The sequence below is a fragment of the Campylobacter sp. W0066.2 genome (assembly GCF_024723515.1).
In the GTDB taxonomy this organism is placed as follows: Bacteria; Campylobacterota; Campylobacteria; order Campylobacterales; family Campylobacteraceae; genus Campylobacter_D.
In genome coordinates this window covers 16893-39632 of record NZ_JANQCV010000004.1, presented here as the reverse complement: position 1 = coordinate 39632, position 22740 = coordinate 16893, and the positions used below count along the sequence as shown (strand labels likewise).

Genomic DNA, 22740 nt, shown 5'->3' with positions numbered 1-22740 from the left:
GCAAGGATTATTTCCAACCTTCTATGTAATTTTTAAGTTTTCTACCAACTTTTGGGTGTTTGAGTTTTTTTATAGCTGAGCTTTCTATTTGTCTTACTCTTTCTCTTGTAACATTTAATTCTTTGCCGATTTCTTCTAAGGTTCTATCGCTTTCATCGTCCATTAAACCAAAACGCATTCTAATAACAGCTTTTTCTCTATCATTAAGCTGATCTAAAACTTCATCAATTTGTTCTTTTAAATCATCTTTTAAGATGTGATCCATAGGTGAAATTGAAGTTCTATCTTCTACAAAGTCTCCAAATTTACCATCATCTTCATTGCTAATAGGTGCTTCTAGAGAAATTGGTTCTTTAGTAATTTTAATAACTTGCTTTACTTTATCTACGCTAAGTCCCACTTCTTTGGCAATAATGCTTACATCAGGTTCTTTACCTTCTTTTTGCAAGTATTCACGAATGATTTTATTGATTTGATTAATAGTTTCTATCATATGAATAGGAATTCTAATCGTTCTTGCTTGATCAGCAATAGCTCTTGAAATAGCTTGTCTAATCCACCAAGTTGCATAGGTTGAAAACTTATAACCGCGTTTATATTCAAATTTATCTACCGCTTTCATTAAGCCTATATTGCCCTCTTGGATCAAATCTAAAAATGGTAATCCACGATTAGTGTATCTTTTAGCAATGCTTACAACCAAGCGTAAATTTGATTTTGCCATTCTGGTTTTAGCTTCATCTGAGATTTTTTTACCACGTTTGATTTGCTCTAGAATTTCTTTTAGTTGATCTTTTTCTAAATCAAAAGAATTTTGACTAGCTTCTTTGGTTTGAATGAGTTTTTTTATCTCCATATAAGTGCTTACCATGGTAGTTTCTAGGGCGCGTTCGGCAATTTCTTCTTTGCTAAGTTTTGTAATATCTTTTAAGATATCTTGGTGTCTTTGTTTTAATTCTTCTGAAAACATTGGCAAACGATATTCTAAGCGTTTTAATTCTTTGTCAAATTCCTCATCGCTTTTTAAAGCTGTTTCCATGGATTTTACGATTTCAGAGATAAGCTTTGAAGTTGGACCTAGATCCATTAGTTTTTCTTTTAATATATTTTTCTTAAAAGCAATTATGAGTTTATCTAACAATTCATCATCATTTTTTTCTGCATTAATAGTAGATATGGTTTTTAACCATTCTTTTTTTGCTTTTTCTAAAGCTTTAAAACTTTCTATAACTTTTAAGGTTCTTTCGTCTTCTTTTTTGCTTGTTTTTTTAGGTTTTTTTTCACTTGAATTTTCAGTTTCCTCGTTTTCATTTTCTTCTTCAGAGTCTATTTCATCATCACTTTTATCATCATCACTTTTATCATCATCTTCAAAGCTTTTAAAAAGCTCTTTTACTCTTCTTTCTCTATTAATTAAAGGCTCTTTATAGTCAAGTATAAAATCAATCAAATAAGGCACCGAGCAAAAAGCATCGATGATAATATCTTCACCTAGTTCGATTTTTTTAGAAATTTCAACTTCTTCATCTTTATTTAAAAGAGCAATTTGTCCCATTTCTCTTAAATACATTCTCACAGGTGAGTCTGATCTACTCCATTCTAATAAATCATTTTCATTGGCTAAATCAAATTCATTTTCCAAACTTGTATCTTGTAATTTTTGTTTTTCTTCTTGTAGTTTTTTTGCTTCTTCTAAATTTCTTTTTTTAGCAATTTCTGCTGAAGAGATTAACTCTACTTTGTATTTATCCATTAAATCACGGATTTTTTTTGCACTTGTTGCATTTGGAAGCTTTGCAAAATACTTGACAAGTTTTTCATATGTGATATAATCTTTAGAATTTTCTTTGAAAAGTTCTTCTAAAACATTGGTTTCATTAGCCATGGATACCCCTTGTATTTAAGTAATAAGTGTAAAACTAAATATTATGCCTAAAGATTAATTAAAAACAAATAAAAACATTTTGGAACAACTTTTGCTTTGTTAGTGAAAAATTAAGATTTTAGCTAGGAAAAACAATGCAAAATGGGTATTATCAAGCCACCGGTGCCATGGTTACGCAGTTTAATCGCTTAGATGTTGTAACTAATAACCTAGCAAATGTAAATACAAGTGGCTATAAAAGAGATAATGTTGTTATTGCAGATTTTAAAAGGATTTTTAAAGAAACTCAAGATGAGTTACCTATACAAAATCATACAAGAGATGCTGCAAGATTTGTAAATACAACTATAGATAGAGTTCCACAAGTTAACCACGTCTATACAAATTTTAGCGTAGGTTCTATGAAAATGACACATAATCCTTTGGATTTAGCTCTTACTCGTGAGGATACTTTTTACTTAATTAAAACAAATAATGGCGAAGTAAGATTAAGCCAAGATGGAAATTTCCAGCTTGATGATGAGGGATATTTGGTAAATCGTCAAGGATATAGAGTTTTAAGCAGTGATTATTTTAACAATCCTGAAAATGATGGCATACGCATAGGAGATTCTACTTCTTTTATTAATGTGGATAAAAACGGAATCATTAGTGCATCTAATCAAGATATAGCAAGATTATTCGTCGCACAAGTTGATGATTTGAGAGATTTGCAAAAAGATGGCGATAATATGTATAAAATCGATAATTTAAACAAAATTAGAGATTTGCCAAATTCAAACGCCATTAAGCAAGGTTTTACTCAAGGATCAAATGTTAATCCAGTTACAGAAATGGTAGGATTAATCGAAGCAAATAGAATGGTTGAGATGTATCAAAAAGTTATGACATCTCATATGGATGATTTAAATCAAGAAGCTATTAATAAATTAGCAAGTACTAAATAAAACTAAGGATAGATAAAATGTTAAGATCATTATACACAGCAGCATCAGGGATGGTATCACAGCAAACACAAATTGATGTAACTTCAAATAATATTTCAAATGTTAATACAGTAGGTTATAAAAAATCGCGTGCAGAATTTGCAGATTTGATGTATCAAACGATGAAATACGCAGGTACTTCAACCTCAAGTACCACAAAACACCCAAGTGGTATAGAAGTGGGTCTTGGCTCAAGAGTGACAGCTGTGAGTAAAATTTTTAGCGAAGGTAGTTTAAAGCAAACTTCAACTTCAGGTCTTGATATGGCAATTGCTGGTAATAATGGCTTTTTCCAAATTCAAATGCCTGATGGAACTATAGCTTATACTAGAAATGGTCAATTTACCAAAGATGCTGAAGGAAATATTGTAAATTCAGACGGTTATAGACTTTTGCCGGAAATGACTATACCTGAGGATGCTACAGCTATTAACGTAGCAAGTGATGGAACGGTTTCTGTTATGCAGCCAGGAAATACAGCTGAAACTCAAATAGGTCAAATTGAACTTGTTAATTTTATTAATCCCGCAGGTTTACATGCTTTAGGAGATAATCTTTTGGTAGAAACTGATGCAAGTGGAGCGCCTATTGCAGGCATAGCAGGTGAGAATGGATTTTCTGTTATCAAACATGGCTTTGTGGAGCTTAGTAATGTTCAGCTTGTAGAAGAAATGACTGATCTTATTACAGGGCAAAGAGCTTATGAAGCTGGCTCAAAGGCAATCACTACAAGTGATGATATGCTTGGAATTGTAAATCAATTAAAACGCTAGAATTAACTAGCGTTTTATAATATGCAAAAAATATTAAAAAAATACTAAAAAACTCCTATTTATAAATACTTATAAAATATTCTTTTTATAATTTAAATTTAAACTAATCATAGTAATATTTTATTTATGTATTCTTTAATATACATAAATAAAACAATAACGAGGGATATAATGAACAGAAGAGACTTCATTAAAAATACCGCTATTGCTAGTGCTTGTGGTGTTGCGGGTCTTAGTGTTCCAAGTAGTGTGCTTGCAAATACTGAGAATAAATGGCGTTGGGATAAGGCTGTTTGTAGATTTTGTGGTACAGGCTGTGGAATTTTAGTTGCAAGTTTAGATGGCAAAATTGTTGCTGTAAAAGGAGATCCAGCAGCTCCAGTAAATCGTGGGTTAAATTGTATTAAAGGTTATTTTAATGCAAAAATCATGTATGGAGAAGATCGCTTAGTAACACCTTTGCTTCGCGTAAATGCAAAAGGTGAGTTTGATAAAAAAGGAAAATTCCAACAAGTTTCTTGGCAAAGAGCTTTTGATGAAATGGAAAAACAATTCAAAAAAGCTTATAAAGAAAAAGGTGCTGAGGGGATTGGAATTTTTGCAAGTGGTCAGTATACTATACAAGAAGGATATGCTGCTGCTAAATTAGTAAAAGCTGGTTTTAGATCCAACAATATAGATCCAAATGCACGCCATTGTATGGCTAGTGCCGTTGTTGGTTTTATGCAAACTTTTGGGGTTGATGAGCCTTCTGGTTGTTATGATGATATAGAGCTTACTGATACTATTATTACTTGGGGTGCAAATATGGCAGAAATGCATCCGATTTTATGGTCAAGGGTAAGTGATAGAAAATTAAGTAATTTAGATAAAGTTAAAATCGTAAATTTATCTACTTTTTCCAATAGAACTTCTCATATAGCAGATACTGAAATCATTTTCAAACCAAATACTGATTTAGCTATTTGGAATTATATCGCTAGAGAGATTGTTTATAATCATCCTGAAGCTATGGATAAAGAATTTATTGAAAAACATTGTATTTTTACAACAGGTTATACTGATATTGGTTATGGAATGAGAAATAATCCAAACCATCCTAAATTTAAAGCAAGTGAAAAAGATACCGTAGCAAAACAAAATGCTATTATTGTAGATGAAGAAGAAGCAGTATCTTTGGCTTATTTGGGTGTAAAAGCAGGCGATAAATTTGAAATGAAACACCAAAATGCTCCTGATGCACATTGGGAAATTTCATTTGAAGATTTCAAAAAAGCTTTAGAGCCTTATACACTTGATTATGTTGCTAAAGTTGCTAAGGGTAATGAAGATGAAAGCATAGAAGAATTTAAGAAAAAACTTCAAGAGTTAGCAAATTTATATATAGAAAAAAATAGAAAAGTTGTAAGCTTTTGGACTATGGGCTTTAATCAACACACAAGAGGTACTTGGGTAAATGAGCAAGCTTATATGGTGCATTTTTTACTCGGTAAACAAGCTAAGCCAGGAAGTGGTGCGTTTTCATTAACAGGACAACCAAGTGCTTGTGGAACTGCAAGAGAAGTAGGGACTTTTTCACATCGTTTACCTGCTGATATGGTGGTTGCAAATCCTAAACATAGAGAAATTAGTGAAAAAATTTGGAAAGTTCCTGCAAAAACGATTAATCCAAAACCAGGTGCTCCATACTTAAAAATCATGAGAGATTTAGAAGATGGAAATATCAAATTTGCTTGGGTACAAGTAAATAATCCTTGGCAAAACACTGCTAATGCAAACCACTGGATAGCAGCAGCTAGAGAAATGGATAATTTTATCGTTGTGAGTGATTGTTACCCAGGAATTAGTGCTAAGGTGGCAGATTTAATTTTACCAAGTGCCATGATTTATGAAAAATGGGGTGCTTATGGTAATGCTGAAAGAAGAACTCAACACTGGAAGCAACAAGTGCTGCCTGTAGGTGAAGCTATGAGTGATACTTGGCAAATGATGGAATTTGCAAAACGCTTTAAATTAAAAGAAGTTTGGGGCGAAACTAAGGTAAATGATAAGCTTACCCTACCAAGTGTTTTAGAAGAAGCTAAAGCTATGGGTTATAGCGAAGATGATACTTTATATGATGTATTATTTGCTAATAAAGAAGCAAAATCTTTTAAAGCAAACGATTCTATTGCAAAAGGATTTGATAATAGTGATGTTAATGGCGATGAAAGAAAAATTATAGGTAGTGACGGTAAAGAATTTGAAGGTTATGGATTTTTTGTACAAAAATATCTATGGGAAGAATACCGCAAATTTGGCTTAGGTCATGGACATGATTTAGCTGATTTTGATACTTATCATAAAGTAAGAGGTTTAAGATGGCCTGTGGTAAATGGCAAGGAAACCCAGTGGAGATTTAATACTAAATTTGACTATTATGCTAAAAAAGCCGCTCCAAAATCAGACTTTGCGTTTTATGGTGATTTTGCTAAAGAATTACCAAAAGGAGATTTACTAGCTCCACAAACTAAAGAAAAATACAGTTTAAAAAACAAAGTAAAAATTTTCTTTAGACCATTTATGAAAGCACCTGAAAGACCAAGCGAAGAATATCCATTCTGGTTATGTACTGGTAGGGTTTTAGAGCATTGGCATAGTGGAACTATGACCATGAGGGTTCCTGAGCTTTTCCGTGCAGTACCTGAAGCACTTTGTTATATGAATGAAGATGATGCTAAGGCTATGAAAATTAATCAAGGTGATATTGTATGGGTAGAATCACGTCGTGGTAAAGTAAAAGCTAGAGTAGATTTTCGTGGTAGAAATAAACCTTCTAAAGGCCTTGTGTATGTGCCTTGGTTTGATGAGAATGTATATATAAACAAAGTTACACTAGATGCAACTTGTCCGTTGTCTAATCAAACAGATTTCAAAAAATGCGCCGTAAAAATTACTAAAGCATAAAAATGAAAAATAGAAGAGAATTTTTAGCCTTTGCTTTTAAGCTTTTATGCATAGGAAACGGAAGTGCATTTTTGGCAAGTTTAGCATTTAGCTCAAATCAGGAGTATTTTTTAAGACCTCCTGGGGCAGATGATGAAAAAGAATTTTTATCAAAATGTATACGATGTGGACTTTGTGTAAAAGCCTGTCCTTATGATGTTTTAAAGTTAGCAAATTTAGAAAATAGTGCTAAAAATGGTACACCTTTTTTTGTAGCAAGAGAAAATCCTTGCAGGTTATGTGAGGATATACCTTGTATAAGGGATTGTCCTACAAATGCTCTAAATCATAAATATCTAGAGCAAAATAATGGAATTTATAAAACAAAAATGGGTATAGCTATAATTGATAGTGCAAGTTGTGTTGCTTATTGGGGAATTCAATGTGATGCTTGTTATAGAGCTTGTCCTCTAATGGATAAAGCATTAAAACTTGAAACAAAACGCAACGAAAGAACAGCAAAGCATGCATTTTTACTACCTGTGGTAGATCATGAAGTGTGTGTTGGATGTGGGATTTGTGAAAAAGCTTGTATAACACAAAAAGCAGCTATTAAAGTTTTGCCTAGAGAATTTGTTTTAGGAAAAGCTGGGGATAATTACATCAAAGGTTGGGATGAAAAAGATGAAAAGCGTTTGCAAGATGTAAACACAGATAAAAATTTCAATAAAAATAAGGCTAAAGATTATCTTAATGATGGAGAATTGCTATGAAATATCTTATTTTAAGAAGAGTAATGCAATTGTCTATTTTAACTTTTTTTTCTTTTGGTGTATTTAATTTTATATTAAAAGGAAATTTAAGCTCTTCGGTTTTATTTTCTTCGGTGCCACTAAGTGATCCTTTTGCATTTATTCAACTTGCTTTAGCAAGTTTGCAAGTAGATTTAATGGCTTTAAGTGGTGCTTTGATAGTATTTTTGTTTTATGCTATTTTTGCTGGAAGAGCATTTTGTGCTTGGGTTTGTCCTGTCAATATCATTACTGATTTTGCTTATTTTGTTAGAAATAAATTAGGTTTTAATCAAGCAAGAGTTTTTAATGTAAATAAAAATTTGCGTTATTATGTTTTAGCTTTTGTTTTGATTTTTTCTTTTCTTTTTTCTTTTCCTGTTTTTGAGGAATTTTCTTATATAGGAATAATCCAAAGAGGGATTATTTTCGGTGGTGTTTCTTGGCTTTTTATGGCTTTGATTATTTTTTGTATAGATACATTTTTTAGTCCAAGATTTACTTGTTCGCATTTTTGTCCTTTAGGGGCTTTTTGGGCTTTAAGTTCGCATTTTTCATTGTTAAAAGTAAGATATAGCTTACAAAAATGCACTAAGTGTTATAAATGTCTTGGAGTGTGCCCTGAAAAGCAAGTGCTTTGGATGATAGGTAAAGAAGATCAAGATGTAAAATCAGGTGAATGTATAAGATGTGGAAAATGTATTGATATTTGCGGTGATGATGCTTTAGGTTTTAGTATAATAAATTTAAGGAGAGAAAATGAAAAATAAAATCTTTTTATCCTTAGCAGCAGCTGTTTTAATAAGTGCTTGTGGGCTTGCTGTTAAAAGTGTTGATTCAAAAGATATAGGTTTAAGAAAAACAAGTTTAGAAAGTGAAAATGTAGAATTATTGGATGTAAAATATTCTCAAGCAGTGGCTGGTGAATCTGTTTTGATTGAAAGATCGTTTGAAAATGCTCCGCCATTAATCCCGCACACTTTAGAGGATATGCTTCCAATTACTAAGGATAATAATATTTGCTTAAGTTGTCATGATAAGACTATTGCTAAAGATGTTGGAGCTACACCACTTCCAAGTAGTCATTATTTTGATTTAAGAAAAAACAAATCTACTAAAGATATGATAAGCGATGCAAGATTTAATTGTACACAATGTCATGTGCCACAAAGTGATGCTAAGCCTTTAGTAGGAAATAGCTTTGAAGCTAAATTTAAAAGCGAGGAATCAAAGAAAAAATCTAATTTCTTAGATGTTTTAAATGAAGGTGTGAAATAAAATCATGAAAAAAATATTTTTAATCTTACTAATGAGTATATATGCATTTAGCTATGAGCTTAAAATTGATTCAAATTTAAATGCTTTGAAAATTGTTGATGATAGTTTGTTTATGGGACTTGATAATGGAGAAATAAATCAATATTTCATTAAAGATAAAAAAATGCAAAAAATCACTCAGTTAGATAAGATTAAAAATTTTTATGAAGCAAATTTTAGCCCTAGAATTTATAGTATTGATTACTTAAATGGGGCTATTTTGATTTTAAGTGAAGGTGATTTTGGAAGCAAAAAATTACATGTTTACAAAAATAAACAACTTTTAAGCTATGATTTAGCTAATGATGGGGTGAAAAAGGCTTTGTTTTTAGATGATAATACTATTTTATTAGCCTTGCTAGGTTCTAATATAGAGCTTTTTGATCTAAAAACAAAGAGTGTTGTAAAAAATTTTACTTTTTCTAGTTCTAGCTTAAGTGATGTGGTTTTAAATGAAACTAAAACTCAATTAGTGGCAGGTTTTGAAAGTGGCGAAATAATACTTTTTGATGTGAAAAAGTGGCAAAAAATAAAAAATTATAAGAGTGTTCATAAGGATAATATCTATCAACTTGATTTTAAAAACACAATTATTGCAAGCTGTAGCACTGATAGAAAATTAGGCATAGTGCGAAATGATCAAGAAAAAAGCATAGAAAGAGACTTTTTAATATATGCTTGTAGTCTAAATAAAAGTGGTTCTATAGCGGTTTTTGGAGATAATGAAAAAAATATTATAGAGCTTATAGATACTAAAAATTTAAAAACAATAAAAAAAATCCAAAATAAAGATTTTTTGCTAGAATATCTTATATTTTTAAACGAGCATGAGTTTATTAGTGCAGGTTATGAAAACAAAATTATATTTTGGAGTATAGATGAATCTTTCTAGTGTATTGATTTTAACTAAAGAAGAAAAATTAGAAAAACTTAAAAAGCAAATTCAACAAACACCATGTTGTAGTGTGGAATTAGCTCAGGATGAAAAAATTATAGTAGTAATAGAAAGTGAAAATTTAGATGATGAATTAAAAGCATATAAACAATTAGAACAACTTGATGGGGTAGTAAGCATTAATATGGTTTTTTCTTATCAGGATTTAGACGAAGAAAGAGAGAAAATTTTAAAAGCAAATTTTGAAGCAAATACTTTTGATGAGAATTTAAAAAAAGATAATATAGAATACTATGGTAATGTCTTTAGGAAGTATTGATTATGGTTTTTTTAATACCTTTAATAGTAATCATATCTTCTATTTTTATCATTGATCATTTTTATTTTTCTAAAGAAAATGAAATAATAAAAGAGCAAAAGCAAATAGAACAAAAAAATATTAAGCAAGATAAACAAAAATATCTTGAAAATATATTAAATCAAAAATAATCATGTATGCGCAAATTTCATATAAAAAATTCTTTTGGATTAATATTTTAGTTGTAATTACCCTTGCTTTAAATTTAAGAGCACCTATAACCTCTATAGGCCCTATGGTAGAATACATTCAAGAATATTATAAGATAAATTCAGCTCTAGCAGGTATGCTTACAACTTTACCTTTGATAGCTTTTGGTCTTATATCTTTTTTTGTAGCATATTTTTCACAAATTAAGGCTTTGTTTTTTGCTTTGTGTTTAATTGTTTTTGGAGAGCTTATTAGAAGTTATGGGGGTAATATAGGTTTATTTTTTGGGGTTTTTCTAATTGGAGCAGGCATTGCAATAGCTAATGTTTTATTGCCTTCTTTTGTAAAAGAAAAATTTGCAAAAAATGCTTATAAAATAATGGGTTTATATGGATCAATTATGGGTTTATCTTCAATTGCTGGCGTGGCCTTATCGCTTCCTTTACTTAAAATTTTTGAAGTGCCACAGGCTATGTTTTTTTGGGTTATATTAGCTTTGATTGCTTTGATTTTTTATTTTCCACATTTGAAAAATAAAAGATTATTGCGTCCTAAAAAGAAAAATATCAATAAAATAAATCTTTTTTTAAATTTAACAGCTTGGAAAGTTACTATTGTAATGGGACTACAAAGTTTTTTATCTTATAGTCTTTTTGCTTGGCTTAGTGTGATGATAAGTGAAAAAGGTTTTGGAATTGATTTTGGTTCTAATGTTTTATTACTTTCTCAAATTATAGGCATGCCTGTGGCATTTTTATTGCCTATTGTTTTAGGAAAACTAAGAGCTCATGCTGAGAGTTTTGTTATTATAATATTAGGTTTTTTATATGTTTTAAGTTTTATTTTGGTGTTTTTTTGTGATGTAAAATTAGTGTTATTGTTAGCAGCTATTTTTTTAGGTTTTGCATCTAGTGGGGTTTTTACAATTTCATTATTGTTTATTGCTATAAAAAGTTCAAATTCTTTTATAGCAGCTAAACTTTCTGCCATGTCACAAGGCATAGGGTATTTAATAGCAGCTCAAGCACCTTGGATTATAGGTATACTCCATGATAATTTTAGAAATTTCACTTCAGGCTTTATTATGCTTATTGTAGTAGCTGTAATACTTAATATTTTTGTATTTTTAGCTTATAAAGCTCCTGTGATTAAGTAAAAATTAAAATAAATTAAAGTCTTTTTTGTTAGAATTTTGATATTTTATTTTTTGTGAGTTGATAATGCGATATACAGTAACAGAAGCCTCTATTTATGAAGCACAAGGTTTAAAAGATGAAGCTTTGGAGATTTATAAAAATATATTAAAACAAGATCCGCAAAATAAAAATGCCATTGATGCTATAAGGCGTTTAAGTGGTTTGCGTTCTAATCATGAAGATTTAAATTATGATATGCTTGATTTTTTTGTCAATATGAAAAGCGAAGAAGAAATTAATGAATTTAAAAGGTGGTTGATAAAACTATGAATATAGAAGATTTAGCAAAAATGGCTATTAGTGAAGTTAATTCAGAGTTAGATAACAAAAAAAGCAAAAATGATGAATTTGCTCCTATGGTAGAAGAGATTACTCAAGAAAAAAGTGTTAATACTCAAGAGAAAAAAATCAAAGAAGAAATTAGCAAGGTTACGCAAGAGCTAATCCAGGAATTAGATGATTTAGAAGTAAAAGTAAAAGATGATAAACAAAATGTCGCTATTAAGGTTGAAGCTTTAGAAGAAAAAGAAGAAAGTATTATAAATAATGAAGAATTTTTCTTAAAAAATCTTAGAGAGCGTATCTTGGTTTTATTTGAAGGATTAAAAAACACCAAAGATGAGCATATGGAAAAAAGATTAGATATGACCATTACTTTTTTAGAGTTTTTGCTTGCAAAGATTGAAGATAGACTTAAAAAATGACCAAGATTTTTTAAGTATTAAAAATATACTTAAGCCTTACACACGAAGGGCTTATTTAGTAGGTGGTTGTGTAAGGAATTCTTTTTTAGATTTATCTAGCGATGATTATGATATAGAAATTTATGATATTGAGCCTAAGCTTTTTGATGAGCTTATGCAAAAACTTGGTGCAAATGGAGTGGGAAAAAGTTTTTTTGTATATAAATATAAAAAATTTGATTTAGCTCTAGCACGTTATGAAAATAAAATTTCTACAGGTCATAGAGGTTTTGAGGTTAAAGTTTGTAATGATGAACAAGAAGGAGCTAAAAGAAGGGATTTTACCGTTAATGCATTGATGGTAAATATTTTTGATTTTAAGTTTTTAGATTTTTTTAATGGTTTGCAAGATTTGCAAGCAAAGATTATAAGACATATTAATGATATAAGTTTTGTTGAAGATAGTTTAAGAGTACTTCGTGGAATTTCTTTTGCATGCAGGTTTGATTTAACAATTGCAAAAGAAAGTTTAAAATTAATGCAAACTATGGATATAAGTGATTTATCTAAAGAACGTATTAATAATGAACTTTATAAAATTTTTAAAACTTCAAGACTAAATAAAGCTTATGAGTATTTCAAAATTTTAAATTTAGAAAAAAAAATATTTTTTTATCAAAGCTGTAATAAAGAATTTGAAAGATTATTAGAGCAAAGTCAAAAATTAATTTGCAATGAAGCTTTGTTTTTGTATTTGTATTTGAATTTTTTTCATATAAATAAAGAGATTTTTTTTAAAAAAACAAAATTAAAAAAAGAACTATTAAAAAAATGTGAACAAGAGTTTATTTTGGGTAAAATTGATGATTTTAATTTAGCTAAAATTGCTTTGAAAATGCCACTTTGTAAATGGCTTGGGCTTTGGGATAATGAGCGTATAACACAAGCAAAGAAATTAAATTTATATCATCATACTTTTGAAAGTAAAATAAGTGCAAATGATTTACTAAAGGAAGGATTTAGTGGGAAAGAGCTTGGGATTGAGCTTGAAAAAAGAAGATTACAAGAATTAAAAAACTATATAAAGGAGTAAAAATGAATGAATATATTTTAAAAATTTCAAGTAGCGATGAGAAAGGGTTGATTTATAGAATTTCAGATGTTATTTTTAAATATAGAATCAATATTATAAAAAATGATGAATTTGTTGGAGAAGATCGTTTTTTCTTTAGGGCGCATTTAGAAGGTGAGCTTGATATAAAAGCTTTTAAAGGAACGCTTGAAGCTATGCTTCCTGATAATGCACAAATTGAAATTACACCAAAGAGAAAAAAAGATATTATTGTTTTAGCTACCAAAGAAACTCATTGTTTAGGTGAATTGCTTATCCGTCAATTTAGTGGTGAATTTAACGCAAATATTAAAGTAGTTATTGCAAATTATGAGGTATTAAAACCTTTGGTGGATAAATTTAACATACCTTTTCATACTATTTTAGCACAGGACTTAAGTAGGCAAGAGCATGAAGAAAAATTACTAGAGTGTTTAAAGCAATATGAGTTTGATTATATTGTTTTAGCAAAATATATGAGAATATTATCTCCATCTTTTGTGGAGCATTTTGAAGGGAAGATTATTAATATCCACCATTCTTTTTTACCTGCATTTATAGGAGCTAATCCTTATAAGCAAGCTTATGAAAGAGGGGTTAAGATTATAGGTGCAACAGCACATTTTGTAAATAATAATTTAGATGAGGGACCAATTATCACTCAAGATGTTATACCGGTTACTCATGAATATTCTTGGCAGGCTATGCAACAAGCAGGGCGTAATGTGGAAAAAAATGTTTTTTCTAAGGCTTTGGATTTGGTGTTTGATGATAGGATTTTTATACACGAAAATAAAACAATAGTGTTTTAAATTTTTGATGCCAAAAAAGGCATCAAAAATTAGCAAGAATAACAAGTTTTAAACTCATATGCAGTTGGTCTAGCTTCTACAGGCCATACTTGGGTTTCAAATTTCATATGTTGATAATCATCGATAAACACATCACTCATAACAGGTTTTAAGAAAGCATTTTTTCTAATGAGTGCTTCTAAAGATCCTCTTAAAGTGTGAGGTAATTGTTCTATACCTTTTTCTCTAATCTCATCTAGGGTTAGTGCAAATAAATTTTCATCCATAGGGCCAACCGGTATGGTTTTATTTTTAATACCATCAAGTCCTGCCATAAGCAAGCTTGCAAAAGCTAGGTAAGGATTAGAAGTGCTATCAGGAAATCTGATTTCTACTCTTGCGCTTTTTTCGTTAATACCATAAGGCACGCGACAACTTGCAGAGCGATTTTGGCAAGAATAAGTTAATATACAAGGTGCTTCAAAACCTGGAACTATTCTTTTATAAGAGTTTGAACTAGGATTAGTAAATGCTGCAACACTTCTTGCATTAGCTAAAATTCCACCGATGTAATTAATCGCACATTCGCTTAATTTTCCATAGCCTTCTTTATCATAAAATAAATTTACTCCATCTTTCCAAAGGCTCATATGTACATGCATACCATTTCCATTATCTCCATATAGTGGTTTTGGCATAAAGGTTGCTGTTTTTCCATTTAAATGTGCTACCATTTTTACTACATATTTGTAAATTTGTACATTATCAGCAGCTTCAACTAAATTTCCAAATTCTACACCAATCTCAGCTTGTCCTTGTGCTACTTCATGGTGATGTACGAAAGTTTTTAAACCCACTCTTTCTAAAACTTGCACCATTTCAGCTCTAATATCTACACTAGAATCAATAGGACTTACAGGAAAATATCCGCCTTTATTTCTTGGGCGATGTCCACTATTGTAACTATCTGTGAAATCTTTATTATCATTCCATTCACCTTCTTCAGTATCTACTTCATATTTTGCACAATGAGAAGAATCAACTATTTTTACATTATCAAAAATAAAAAATTCATTTTCAGGACCAAAATAAGCTGTATCGGCAATATTGCTTGTACTTAAGTGTTGCATTGCTTTTTTGGCAATACTTCTTGGACATTTTTCATACATTTGATCTTTATAAATATCATATACATCACAAATTACTATGATAGTAGGATCTGCTGTAAATGGATCTAAGAATGCACTTTCTACATCAGGTTTTAAAATCATATCCGATTTTTCTATAGGTTGCCAACCGTGTAAAGAGCTTGCATCAAAAGGAATTCCATTTTCAAAAGTTTTATCATCAATTGCTTTTATATTGTAAGTAATATGGTGCCAAGTACCTATCATATCAGTAAATCTAAAATCAACAAATAAAACCTCATGTTCTTGACAATAACTAAAAAGCTCACCAATGTTATTTACAAACTTACCCATTTTCTCTCCTTTTTTAATAGGTATTAATTTATTTTTTAAGATTGTAGTATATTTTTATTAAATTAAGTTTAAATTAATATTTTTTTTATAGTCAAATATAAAAAATATTAATTTATATAATTAATTAACAAAATTAATATTGGTTTATATTTTTTTGTAATATAATTTCACATTAGTTTTTTATATTAAAAAGGTGTAAAAATGACTCAAGAAGAATTAGATGCTTTAATGAATAGCACTGAAGATTTAGATCTTGATTCTGTAGAAGAAACAGAAACAAAGCCTGAAACAGAGTATGAAGATGAGGAAAAAAATAAACAAATTGTTGATGCAATGATTAATGGTGATTATAAAGTAAGAGCAGATATGGCATGGCCACCACCACCACCTAGCAAAGAACATAAAGTTGTGCATCAGCTTGATGATGTTACAAGAGATAGTGAAATCAAAGCTACTGAAATGATGGAAAAGTTAGAAATTATTAATGATTTCTTTGCAAATTCAGAAAATGAGCTTTGTGTAATTAGTGATGCTCTGAATAAAAATATAGAAATTTTTGAAAAGCTAAATGCAAAATTTCCTAATGTTGTAAGCTTTAAAGAAGCCATAGAAACTAACAATAATGCTAAAAATATTATAGATGAGATTACAGGTTGTTTGCAAACTGGACAAGATGAAGTTATGATGGCAATGGATGCTATGCAATATCAAGATATTCATCGTCAAAAAATCGAACGTGTTATTAATGTTATGAGAGCTTTAAGTAGATATATGAGTAGTTTATTTGAAGGTAAAATTGATGATGAAAAACGCGTAGGATCGGCTGTGCATATCCAAGGTGATACAACTACAGATGTTGTAAGCAATGATGATATTGAGGCATTAATCGCAAGTTTAGGCAAAAAATGATTATTCCTGAAATAGTAGCTCCTGCGGGAAATTTTACAAAATTAAAAATAGCATTAGCTTATGGAGCTGATGCTGTTTATGCGGGAGTGAGTAATTTTTCATTAAGAGCAAGAACTGCTAGAGATTTCAATTATGAAACTTTTAAAGAGGCTATTGATTATATTCATACAAGAGGAAAAAAAATTTATGTAACCATTAATGGTTTTCATTTTAGTTCACAAATTGAGGGTTTAAAAAGGCATATTTTAAAATTAAAAGAAATGAAACCTGATGCTTTTATAGTAGCTTCTGTAGGTGCTATGCGTTTAGTTAAAGAACTTGCACCTGAAATCAATCTTCATGTATCCACTCAAGCTAATATTTTAAACTATTTAGACGCTCAAGTCTATAAAGACATAGGAGCTAAGCGTGTTGTTATAGCAAGAGAGCTTGGCTTAAAAGATGCAAAAGATTTGAAAAACAATTGTGATATCGAGCTTGAAAGTTTTGTGCATGGCTCTATGTGCTTTGCATATTCTGGTAGATGTTTAATAAGCTCAGTACAAAGTGGACGCATGAGCAATCGTGGTTCTTGCGCAAATGATTGTAGATTTAATTATGAGCTTTATGCGAAAAATCCAGAGACAAATACACTTTTTAGATTAGAAGAAGATGAAAATGGCACACATGTATTTAATTCTAAAGATTTAAATTTAAGCTCATATATTCAAAAGATCATGCAAGAAAATTGTATTCATGCTTTTAAAATAGAAGGAAGAACAAAAAGTGAGTATTATGTAGCTTTAACTACAAGAACATATAAAATGGCAGTGCAAGATGTATTGGAAGACACTTTTGATGCTGCTAAATATGAAAAAGAAATCCATACTTTAAAACACAGAGGTTTTACGGATGGATATTTAGTCTCAAGAGCTTATGAAAAAACCGATTCTATTAATCACAATACAAGCATAGAAGAAGGAACTCATCAAGTGCATGCTATTAGTGAAGATGGTGAGTTTTTTAAATGTAAAGGCAAGATAGAATTAAACAAAGAATATGAAATTTTAGCTCCGGTTAATTCTAATATAGAATTAGGAGAAAATAAACTAGGTTTAATCTATGAAAATGATGGTAAGAAATTTATAGTTTTTAAGCAATTATTGGCCAAAAATAATAAAGAATTTAGTGAAATTCATAGTGGTAATGAAAATGAAATTACTTTACCGTTTAAGCTTCCAGAATTTAGCTTTTTAAGAAGGAGTGTTGAGTGAAATTTGTTTCTATATTAATGGGAAGTAAGAGTGATTATGATGTAGTGAAAGAAGCTTTAGGAATTTTGGAAAAATTTGATGTTAAATATGAAATTTTAATCACTTCAGCACACAGAAGTCCTCAAAGAACCCAAGAATACATTAAAAACGCAGAAGAAAAAGGTGCTAAAGTATTTATCGCCGCAGCAGGTATGGCAGCACATTTAGCAGGAGCTGTTGCAGCACATACAACAAAACCTGTTTTAGGCATACCTATGCCAGGAAGTAATTTAGCAAGTATGGACTCTTTATTTTCTACTGTGCAAATGCCAAGTGGGATTCCTGTAGCAACTTTGGCTATAGGTAAAGCAGGGGCTATTAATGCAGCTTATTTAGCTGTACAAATTTTAGCTATAGAGGATGAATCTTTAGCACAAAAATTATTAGAAGATAGAAAAAAACAACAAGAAAAATTAATTCAAGATTCTAATACAATTGAAGTTTTTCTTTAAGGAGTATTTATGCAAACTTACTTGAAGTTAAAAGAATTTTGTCAATTAGTGCATTTATCTGAAGATGTTGTAAAAGGAATGATGGCAAATGGTGCTTTAAATTTCAAAGAAGAAGAGGGTGAAATTTATATTGAAGCTAATCAAGGAACATTTAGTGTGGTTCCAACAAGCTCAAAGCAACCTGCTATGGTAAATTCTATGACTTTAGCAGGAGAAAGTTTTGTAGAAAAAACCATAGGAACTATTTTAAACTTACACGAAAAAGTTCTTGATGCTAAAGATGAGACCTTAGAAGCTTTAAAGGGTGAGAATAAATTTTTAAAAGATGCTCTTTATTCTATGCAAGAACTTTATGATGAAGATAGAAAAACCATAGAAAATCTTAACGAGCAACTCAAATATGCGCGCAATGAAGTGGAATTTCTAAAAAGAAAATACAAAATGATGTGGAATAAAACAGTAGAGTTATATGCAAATTCACCTGAAAAGCCAGAAGAAATAAAGGAAGAAAAATGACTTTTTCTCAAATGATATTAAACTTACAAGAATTTTGGCAAAAACAAGGTTGTGCTATTATGCAACCTTATGATTTTCCAGCAGGTGCAGGGACTTTTCATCCTGCAACTTTTTTAAGAAGTTTGGGTAAAAAACCTTGGGCAGCTGCTTATGTAGCACCAAGTAGAAGACCAACTGATGGAAGATATGGTGAAAATCCTAATAGGTTAGGTGCTTATTATCAATTTCAAGTTTTGATTAAACCAAGCCCTGATAACATCCAAGAATTATATTTAAAAAGTTTAGAAAATTTAGGTTTTGATTTAAAATCACATGATATTCGTTTTGTTGAGGATAACTGGGAGAGTCCAAGTTTAGGTGCTTGGGGTCTGGGTTGGGAAGTTTGGCTTGATGGCATGGAAGTGACACAATTTACTTATTTTCAACAAGTTGGCGGTATAAGCGTAGATTTAGTAAGTGCTGAAATTACTTATGGTTTAGAAAGACTTGCAATGTATTTGCAAGATGTAGATAATGTATATGACATAGTTTGGAATGAATTTAACGGTGAAAAAATTACCTATAAAGATGTTCATAAGCAAGGTGAGTTTGAATTTAGTAAATATAATTTTGAAGTAAGTGATGTTAAAACTTTAAATGTGCAATTTGAAAATGCCTATAATGAATGTAAGAATGCATTAGAAGCAAAGCTTGCTTTACCTGCATATGATTATTGTATGTTAGCAGCGCACACTTTTAATTTGCTTGATGCAAGAGGAGCTATTTCAGTAACTCAAAGACAAGACTTTATGCTTAAAATTAGAGAATTATCTAAAAATTGTGCTTTGGTGTATAAAGAAAGTTTAGATGAAAATTAAAGAAATTTATGATTATTTGGATACTATTAGCCCATTTAGTACGCAAAGTTCATGGGATAATAGTGGCCTATTACTTGGAACTTTAGATCAAGAAATAAATCAAATTTATCTTGCTCTTGATGTGGATATGCATTTAATTGAAAATGCACGTGAAAATTCACTTTTTATAGTTCATCATCCTTTGATTTTTAAAGGTTTAAAAAACTTAAGCGGGGTGTTTTATCCGCAAAATATTCTTACTAAAATGATACAAAAAAACATAGCTTTAATTGCTATGCATACGAATTTTGACTTAAGTCATTTAAATGCTTATTTCGCTCGTGAAATTTTAGGTTTTAAGATTAAAGAACAAAATGAGTTTTTAATTTATTGTGATGTTGATTTTAAATTTAGTGATTTAATTAATCATGTAAAAAAAAGTTTAAAGCTTGATTGTATAAGAGTTGTAAATGCAGGTAATGAGAAAATTAAAACTTTAGCAATATGCACAGGCAGTGGAGGAGATTTAATTTCTAGTATTAAGGCAGATTGCTTTTTAAGTGGAGATTTTAAATATCATCAAGCTTTGGAAAGTTATCATAATAAACTTAGTTTGATTGATATAGGACATTATGAAAGCGAATCTTGTTTTGGTAAAATTTTAGCAAAAGATTTGCAAAAATTTCATTTAGAAGTTATAATATCAGTTTCAAAAAATCCATTTCAATATTTTTAAGGAAAATTTCAATGAGTAAATATTTAGAACAACTTATAGCTTTATCGCAAATTGATAAAGAACTTGATGGTTTTGCAAATAAAGTAGAAGATGCTACAAAAGATTTAAAAGAAAAACGCAATTTACTTGATAAAACAGAAGAAGAAATTGCAGGTTTTGAGAAAGATATTAAAGATATAGAAAATCAAAAAATTCAAAACAACAATCATATTGCAGAATTTGGTGTAAAAATAAAAGAAATAGCCAAAAAAAGTGCAGCGGTAAAAACTGAAAAAGAAGCAAATGCTTTAAAAATTGAAGAGGATATAGCCAAAGAACAACTTGATGCAGCAAATGAAGAAATTGAAAGATTGGATAAAATTTTAGAAAATAAAGAAAAGTTTATACAAGAATTGCAAGCTAAAAGAAGTGAACTTGAAAATGAAGTGGATCAAATCGATGCTCAAACTAAAACTGTTTTAGTGGATATTGAAAAAGAAAGATTGCAAATTTATGATAAAAAGGTAAAATTAGTAGGTGAAATAAATCAAAAAGTTTTAACTTTTTATGAAAAAATTAGAAAATGGGCAGGAAATACTGCAGTAGTTCCTGTAAAAAAACATGCTTGTTATGGCTGTTTTATGAGAATTTATGATAAAACTTACTTGGCTGTTTTAAAAGGTGATGAAATCATAACTTGCCTACATTGTGGAAGAATTTTATACAAAGAAAAAGAAGAAAATCAAAATTGATTTTTTTTTATTATATTTTTGCTGTGATTATATATATAATTGCAGCTCCTTTTTTATTGATTTTAAGTTTTTGTAAGGAAAAGTATAAAATATCATTAAAATCAAGATTCTTTCTTTACAAAAATTTAAGGCAAAAACAAGGTGACGTGTATTTTCATGCTTGTTCTTTTGGTGAAATTAAAAGCCTTATTCCTTTAATAAAACTTTTTCCAGCTTGTAAAATTTCAACCATAACTCAAACTGGTTTTAGTGAAGCTTTAAAATATTCTAAAAAAGTAAATTTTTTCCCTTTTGAGATTTTTGTACCTTTTTGGATGAGACCTTGTAAAGTTTTGGTTATTTTTGAAGCAGAGCTTTGGCTTATGCTTGTGTTTATGGCTAAATTTTATAATGCAAAAGTTATTTTATTAAATGCTAGAATTAGCGATAGATCTTTAAAAAACTATAAGCGTTTTAGCTTTTTTTATCGTTTGATTTTTAAATATATTGATGTTGTATTTGCACAAAGTCAAAAAGACAAAGAAAGATTAGAATGCTTGGGCGCTAAAAATGTTATAGCATATAAAAATATCAAAGCTAATATAAAACAAGAACAAGTGAAAAACTATTCCAAGCCCAAAGCTAGGATTATTATATTTGCTAGTACACATGAAAATGAAGAACGATTATTACTTAATGAAATTAATTTAGAAGAAAACGATAAATTGATTATCGCCCCAAGACATCCAGAGCGTTTTGGCGAGGTTGAGGGAATTTTAAAAGATTTTTGTCAAAAAAACCACTATAATATGCAAAAATTTTCAGACTTTACTTTAAGCGAAAATAATTTTGCAAATTTTTTTAATACCAAATGTTTATTGTTAGATACTTTGGGTGAACTAGAAAGTTTTTATAAGATTAGTGATGTGGTTTTTTTATGTGGCTCTTTCATAAATAATATAGGTGGACATAATCCCATAGAAGCAGCTAGATGGAATAATGTTATTATCTCAGGGAGATATTTTTTTAATCAAGAAAGTTTATATCAAGAAGTTGATGGTTTATATATTTGCGAGAGTGTAAAAGATATAAATAATTTTTTAAAGCAAAAATTACCACAAGCACAACTTAAAGAACAAAGTGATTTAAATGAAATTATATTAAGCATAAAAGAAGGTTTAGATGCAAGAAAAAGCTTATAAATTGCTTGCAATGCAAGAAAAAATTTCTAATAACGCAGCAAAGGATTTGATTGACAAAGGCTGTGTTTTTGCTATGGGTAAAAAGGTTGTTATAGCTAGGGCTTTAATGAGTTCTAAAACAAGATTTGTTGTGCAAAAAATAAAAAAAGCAAAAATACTTTTTGAAGATGATAAAATCATAGCTTTAAATAAGCCTTATGGTGAGATTAGTGAGAATTTAGAAGGTATTTATAATGCTAAATTAATCAATAGACTTGATAAGGAAACAAGTGGAGTTTTACTTTTAAGTAAAGATGAGGAATTTAGACTAAAATGCATTCAAGAATACAAAAAACAAAATGTTTATAAAAGTTATTTAGCTATTGTTGATGGAGTGATTGCTGAAGAACTTGAAATTTGTGAAAAAATAACTACTATAAAAAATAAATTTGGAGCCTTTAGTAAAATCGATAAATTTGGCTTAGAAGCTCATAGTCAGGTTATACCTTTAATGGTAAATGCTAAAAAAACCTTAATAAAAGCAGTCATTAAAACAGGTAGAACACATCAAATTAGAGTGCATTTAAATCATATAAAACATGGTATTATAGGTGATGAAAAATATGCAAAAATTAGCTCTTCTAGAATGTATTTGCATTCATATGAAACGCATATTTTTGATTATCAATTTAAAGCCTTACTTGATGAGAGCTTCAATGCTTATGGTTTTGAAATAAAAAATTTAAATTTTTAAAGGCGTTTAAAG

General features: G+C 29.6%; 25 protein-coding genes. 23 read left to right on the top strand and 2 right to left on the bottom strand.

The genetic code is table 11. From position 1 onward, the window contains the following. Nucleotides 1-7: 7 nt before the first annotated feature. Nucleotides 8-1885, bottom strand: a complete 1878-nt coding sequence (rpoD, locus tag CAMP18498_RS02420; RefSeq protein ID WP_337197271.1) for an RNA polymerase sigma factor RpoD — start codon at nucleotides 1883-1885, stop codon at nucleotides 8-10. Nucleotides 1886-2019: 134 nt separating this feature from the next. Between rpoD and CAMP18498_RS02415 the strand changes: the two genes are divergently transcribed. The 14 genes from CAMP18498_RS02415 (at nucleotide 2020) to purU (ending at nucleotide 13882) form a co-directional block, all read left to right on the top strand. Next, a complete protein-coding gene (locus tag CAMP18498_RS02415) occupies nucleotides 2020-2832 on the top strand; it encodes a flagellar hook-basal body protein (RefSeq protein WP_039618632.1) in 813 nt (270 codons plus the stop codon). 17 nt (nucleotides 2833-2849) lie between these two features. Further along, the gene (gene flgG / locus CAMP18498_RS02410) at nucleotides 2850-3644 is read left to right on the top strand and encodes a flagellar basal-body rod protein FlgG (RefSeq protein ID WP_039626513.1); all 795 of its coding nucleotides are present in this window, start codon (nucleotides 2850-2852) and stop codon (nucleotides 3642-3644) included. A gap of 171 nt (nucleotides 3645-3815) precedes the next feature. Continuing rightward, nucleotides 3816-6590 (top strand): periplasmic nitrate reductase subunit alpha, encoded by a 2775-nt coding sequence (gene napA / locus CAMP18498_RS02405; protein WP_337197269.1) that lies wholly within the window; start codon nucleotides 3816-3818, stop codon nucleotides 6588-6590. Between the two features lie 2 nt (nucleotides 6591-6592). After that, nucleotides 6593-7342: a ferredoxin-type protein NapG gene (napG, locus tag CAMP18498_RS02400; RefSeq protein WP_337197268.1), complete on the top strand. Its 750-nt coding sequence runs from the start codon at nucleotides 6593-6595 to the stop codon at nucleotides 7340-7342. Further along, entirely contained in the window at nucleotides 7339-8130 is a 792-nt protein-coding gene (gene napH, locus CAMP18498_RS02395; RefSeq protein WP_337197266.1) for a quinol dehydrogenase ferredoxin subunit NapH, read from the top strand. The genes napG and napH overlap by 4 nt, the downstream gene beginning before the upstream one ends. Next, complete coding sequence (locus tag CAMP18498_RS02390) at nucleotides 8120-8638, top strand: nitrate reductase cytochrome c-type subunit (protein WP_337197265.1); 519 nt, start codon at nucleotides 8120-8122, stop codon at nucleotides 8636-8638. The genes napH and CAMP18498_RS02390 overlap by 11 nt, the downstream gene beginning before the upstream one ends. 4 nt (nucleotides 8639-8642) lie before the next feature. Further along, nucleotides 8643-9569 (top strand): WD40 repeat domain-containing protein, encoded by a 927-nt coding sequence (locus tag CAMP18498_RS02385; RefSeq protein WP_337197263.1) that lies wholly within the window; start codon nucleotides 8643-8645, stop codon nucleotides 9567-9569. Further along, nucleotides 9556-9891: a chaperone NapD gene (locus CAMP18498_RS02380; RefSeq protein WP_039618619.1), complete on the top strand. Its 336-nt coding sequence runs from the start codon at nucleotides 9556-9558 to the stop codon at nucleotides 9889-9891. The genes CAMP18498_RS02385 and CAMP18498_RS02380 overlap by 14 nt, the downstream gene beginning before the upstream one ends. A gap of 2 nt (nucleotides 9892-9893) precedes the next feature. Continuing rightward, nucleotides 9894-10061 carry a hypothetical protein gene (locus tag CAMP18498_RS02375; protein WP_337197260.1) on the top strand — a complete coding sequence of 56 codons (168 nt, stop codon included), beginning with the start codon at nucleotides 9894-9896 and terminating at the stop codon, nucleotides 10059-10061. A 2-nt stretch (nucleotides 10062-10063) separates the two neighbouring features. Further along, a complete protein-coding gene (locus tag CAMP18498_RS02370; RefSeq protein ID WP_337197258.1) occupies nucleotides 10064-11236 on the top strand; it encodes an MFS transporter in 1173 nt (390 codons plus the stop codon). Nucleotides 11237-11297: 61 nt separating this feature from the next. Beyond that, entirely contained in the window at nucleotides 11298-11546 is a 249-nt protein-coding gene (locus tag CAMP18498_RS02365) for a hypothetical protein (protein WP_087691144.1), read from the top strand. Then, complete coding sequence (ciaD, locus tag CAMP18498_RS02360) at nucleotides 11543-11980, top strand: effector protein CiaD (protein ID WP_337197256.1); 438 nt, start codon at nucleotides 11543-11545, stop codon at nucleotides 11978-11980. Before CAMP18498_RS02365 ends, ciaD begins: the two co-directional genes overlap by 4 nt. After that, on the top strand, nucleotides 11949-13052 hold the full coding sequence (locus CAMP18498_RS02355) for a CCA tRNA nucleotidyltransferase (protein ID WP_337197254.1): 1104 nt from the start codon (nucleotides 11949-11951) through the stop codon (nucleotides 13050-13052). Before ciaD ends, CAMP18498_RS02355 begins: the two co-directional genes overlap by 32 nt. A 2-nt stretch (nucleotides 13053-13054) precedes the next feature. Then, nucleotides 13055-13882 carry a formyltetrahydrofolate deformylase gene (purU, locus tag CAMP18498_RS02350; protein WP_337197252.1) on the top strand — a complete coding sequence of 276 codons (828 nt, stop codon included), beginning with the start codon at nucleotides 13055-13057 and terminating at the stop codon, nucleotides 13880-13882. A 29-nt stretch (nucleotides 13883-13911) separates the two neighbouring features. Here purU and glnA read toward each other — a convergent pair whose 3' ends face one another. Continuing rightward, complete coding sequence (gene glnA / locus CAMP18498_RS02345; protein ID WP_337197250.1) at nucleotides 13912-15342, bottom strand: type I glutamate--ammonia ligase; 1431 nt, start codon at nucleotides 15340-15342, stop codon at nucleotides 13912-13914. Nucleotides 15343-15543: 201 nt separating this feature from the next. Between glnA and CAMP18498_RS02340 the strand changes: the two genes are divergently transcribed. The 9 genes from CAMP18498_RS02340 to CAMP18498_RS02300 are packed head-to-tail and all read left to right on the top strand — an operon-like array spanning nucleotide 15544 to nucleotide 22728. Beyond that, a complete protein-coding gene (locus CAMP18498_RS02340) occupies nucleotides 15544-16251 on the top strand; it encodes a chemotaxis protein (RefSeq protein ID WP_337197249.1) in 708 nt (235 codons plus the stop codon). Then, the gene (locus CAMP18498_RS02335) at nucleotides 16248-17504 is read left to right on the top strand and encodes a peptidase U32 family protein (RefSeq protein ID WP_337197247.1); all 1257 of its coding nucleotides are present in this window, start codon (nucleotides 16248-16250) and stop codon (nucleotides 17502-17504) included. The genes CAMP18498_RS02340 and CAMP18498_RS02335 overlap by 4 nt, the downstream gene beginning before the upstream one ends. Further along, nucleotides 17501-17995 (top strand): 5-(carboxyamino)imidazole ribonucleotide mutase, encoded by a 495-nt coding sequence (purE, locus tag CAMP18498_RS02330; RefSeq protein ID WP_337197246.1) that lies wholly within the window; start codon nucleotides 17501-17503, stop codon nucleotides 17993-17995. The genes CAMP18498_RS02335 and purE overlap by 4 nt, the downstream gene beginning before the upstream one ends. A gap of 9 nt (nucleotides 17996-18004) precedes the next feature. Then, the gene (locus CAMP18498_RS02325; protein WP_039668539.1) at nucleotides 18005-18511 is read left to right on the top strand and encodes a DUF3972 domain-containing protein; all 507 of its coding nucleotides are present in this window, start codon (nucleotides 18005-18007) and stop codon (nucleotides 18509-18511) included. Next, the gene (gene glyQ, locus CAMP18498_RS02320; protein ID WP_039668538.1) at nucleotides 18508-19368 is read left to right on the top strand and encodes a glycine--tRNA ligase subunit alpha; all 861 of its coding nucleotides are present in this window, start codon (nucleotides 18508-18510) and stop codon (nucleotides 19366-19368) included. The genes CAMP18498_RS02325 and glyQ overlap by 4 nt, the downstream gene beginning before the upstream one ends. Continuing rightward, nucleotides 19358-20083, top strand: a complete 726-nt coding sequence (locus tag CAMP18498_RS02315) for a Nif3-like dinuclear metal center hexameric protein (protein ID WP_263678743.1) — start codon at nucleotides 19358-19360, stop codon at nucleotides 20081-20083. Before glyQ ends, CAMP18498_RS02315 begins: the two co-directional genes overlap by 11 nt. 11 nt (nucleotides 20084-20094) lie before the next feature. Further along, nucleotides 20095-20814, top strand: a complete 720-nt coding sequence (locus tag CAMP18498_RS02310; RefSeq protein WP_337197244.1) for a zinc ribbon domain-containing protein — start codon at nucleotides 20095-20097, stop codon at nucleotides 20812-20814. Further along, a complete protein-coding gene (gene waaA / locus CAMP18498_RS02305; RefSeq protein WP_337197243.1) occupies nucleotides 20811-21995 on the top strand; it encodes a lipid IV(A) 3-deoxy-D-manno-octulosonic acid transferase in 1185 nt (394 codons plus the stop codon). Before CAMP18498_RS02310 ends, waaA begins: the two co-directional genes overlap by 4 nt. Next, the gene (locus tag CAMP18498_RS02300) at nucleotides 21976-22728 is read left to right on the top strand and encodes a pseudouridine synthase family protein (protein WP_337197241.1); all 753 of its coding nucleotides are present in this window, start codon (nucleotides 21976-21978) and stop codon (nucleotides 22726-22728) included. The genes waaA and CAMP18498_RS02300 overlap by 20 nt, the downstream gene beginning before the upstream one ends. Nucleotides 22729-22740 lie beyond the last annotated feature (12 nt).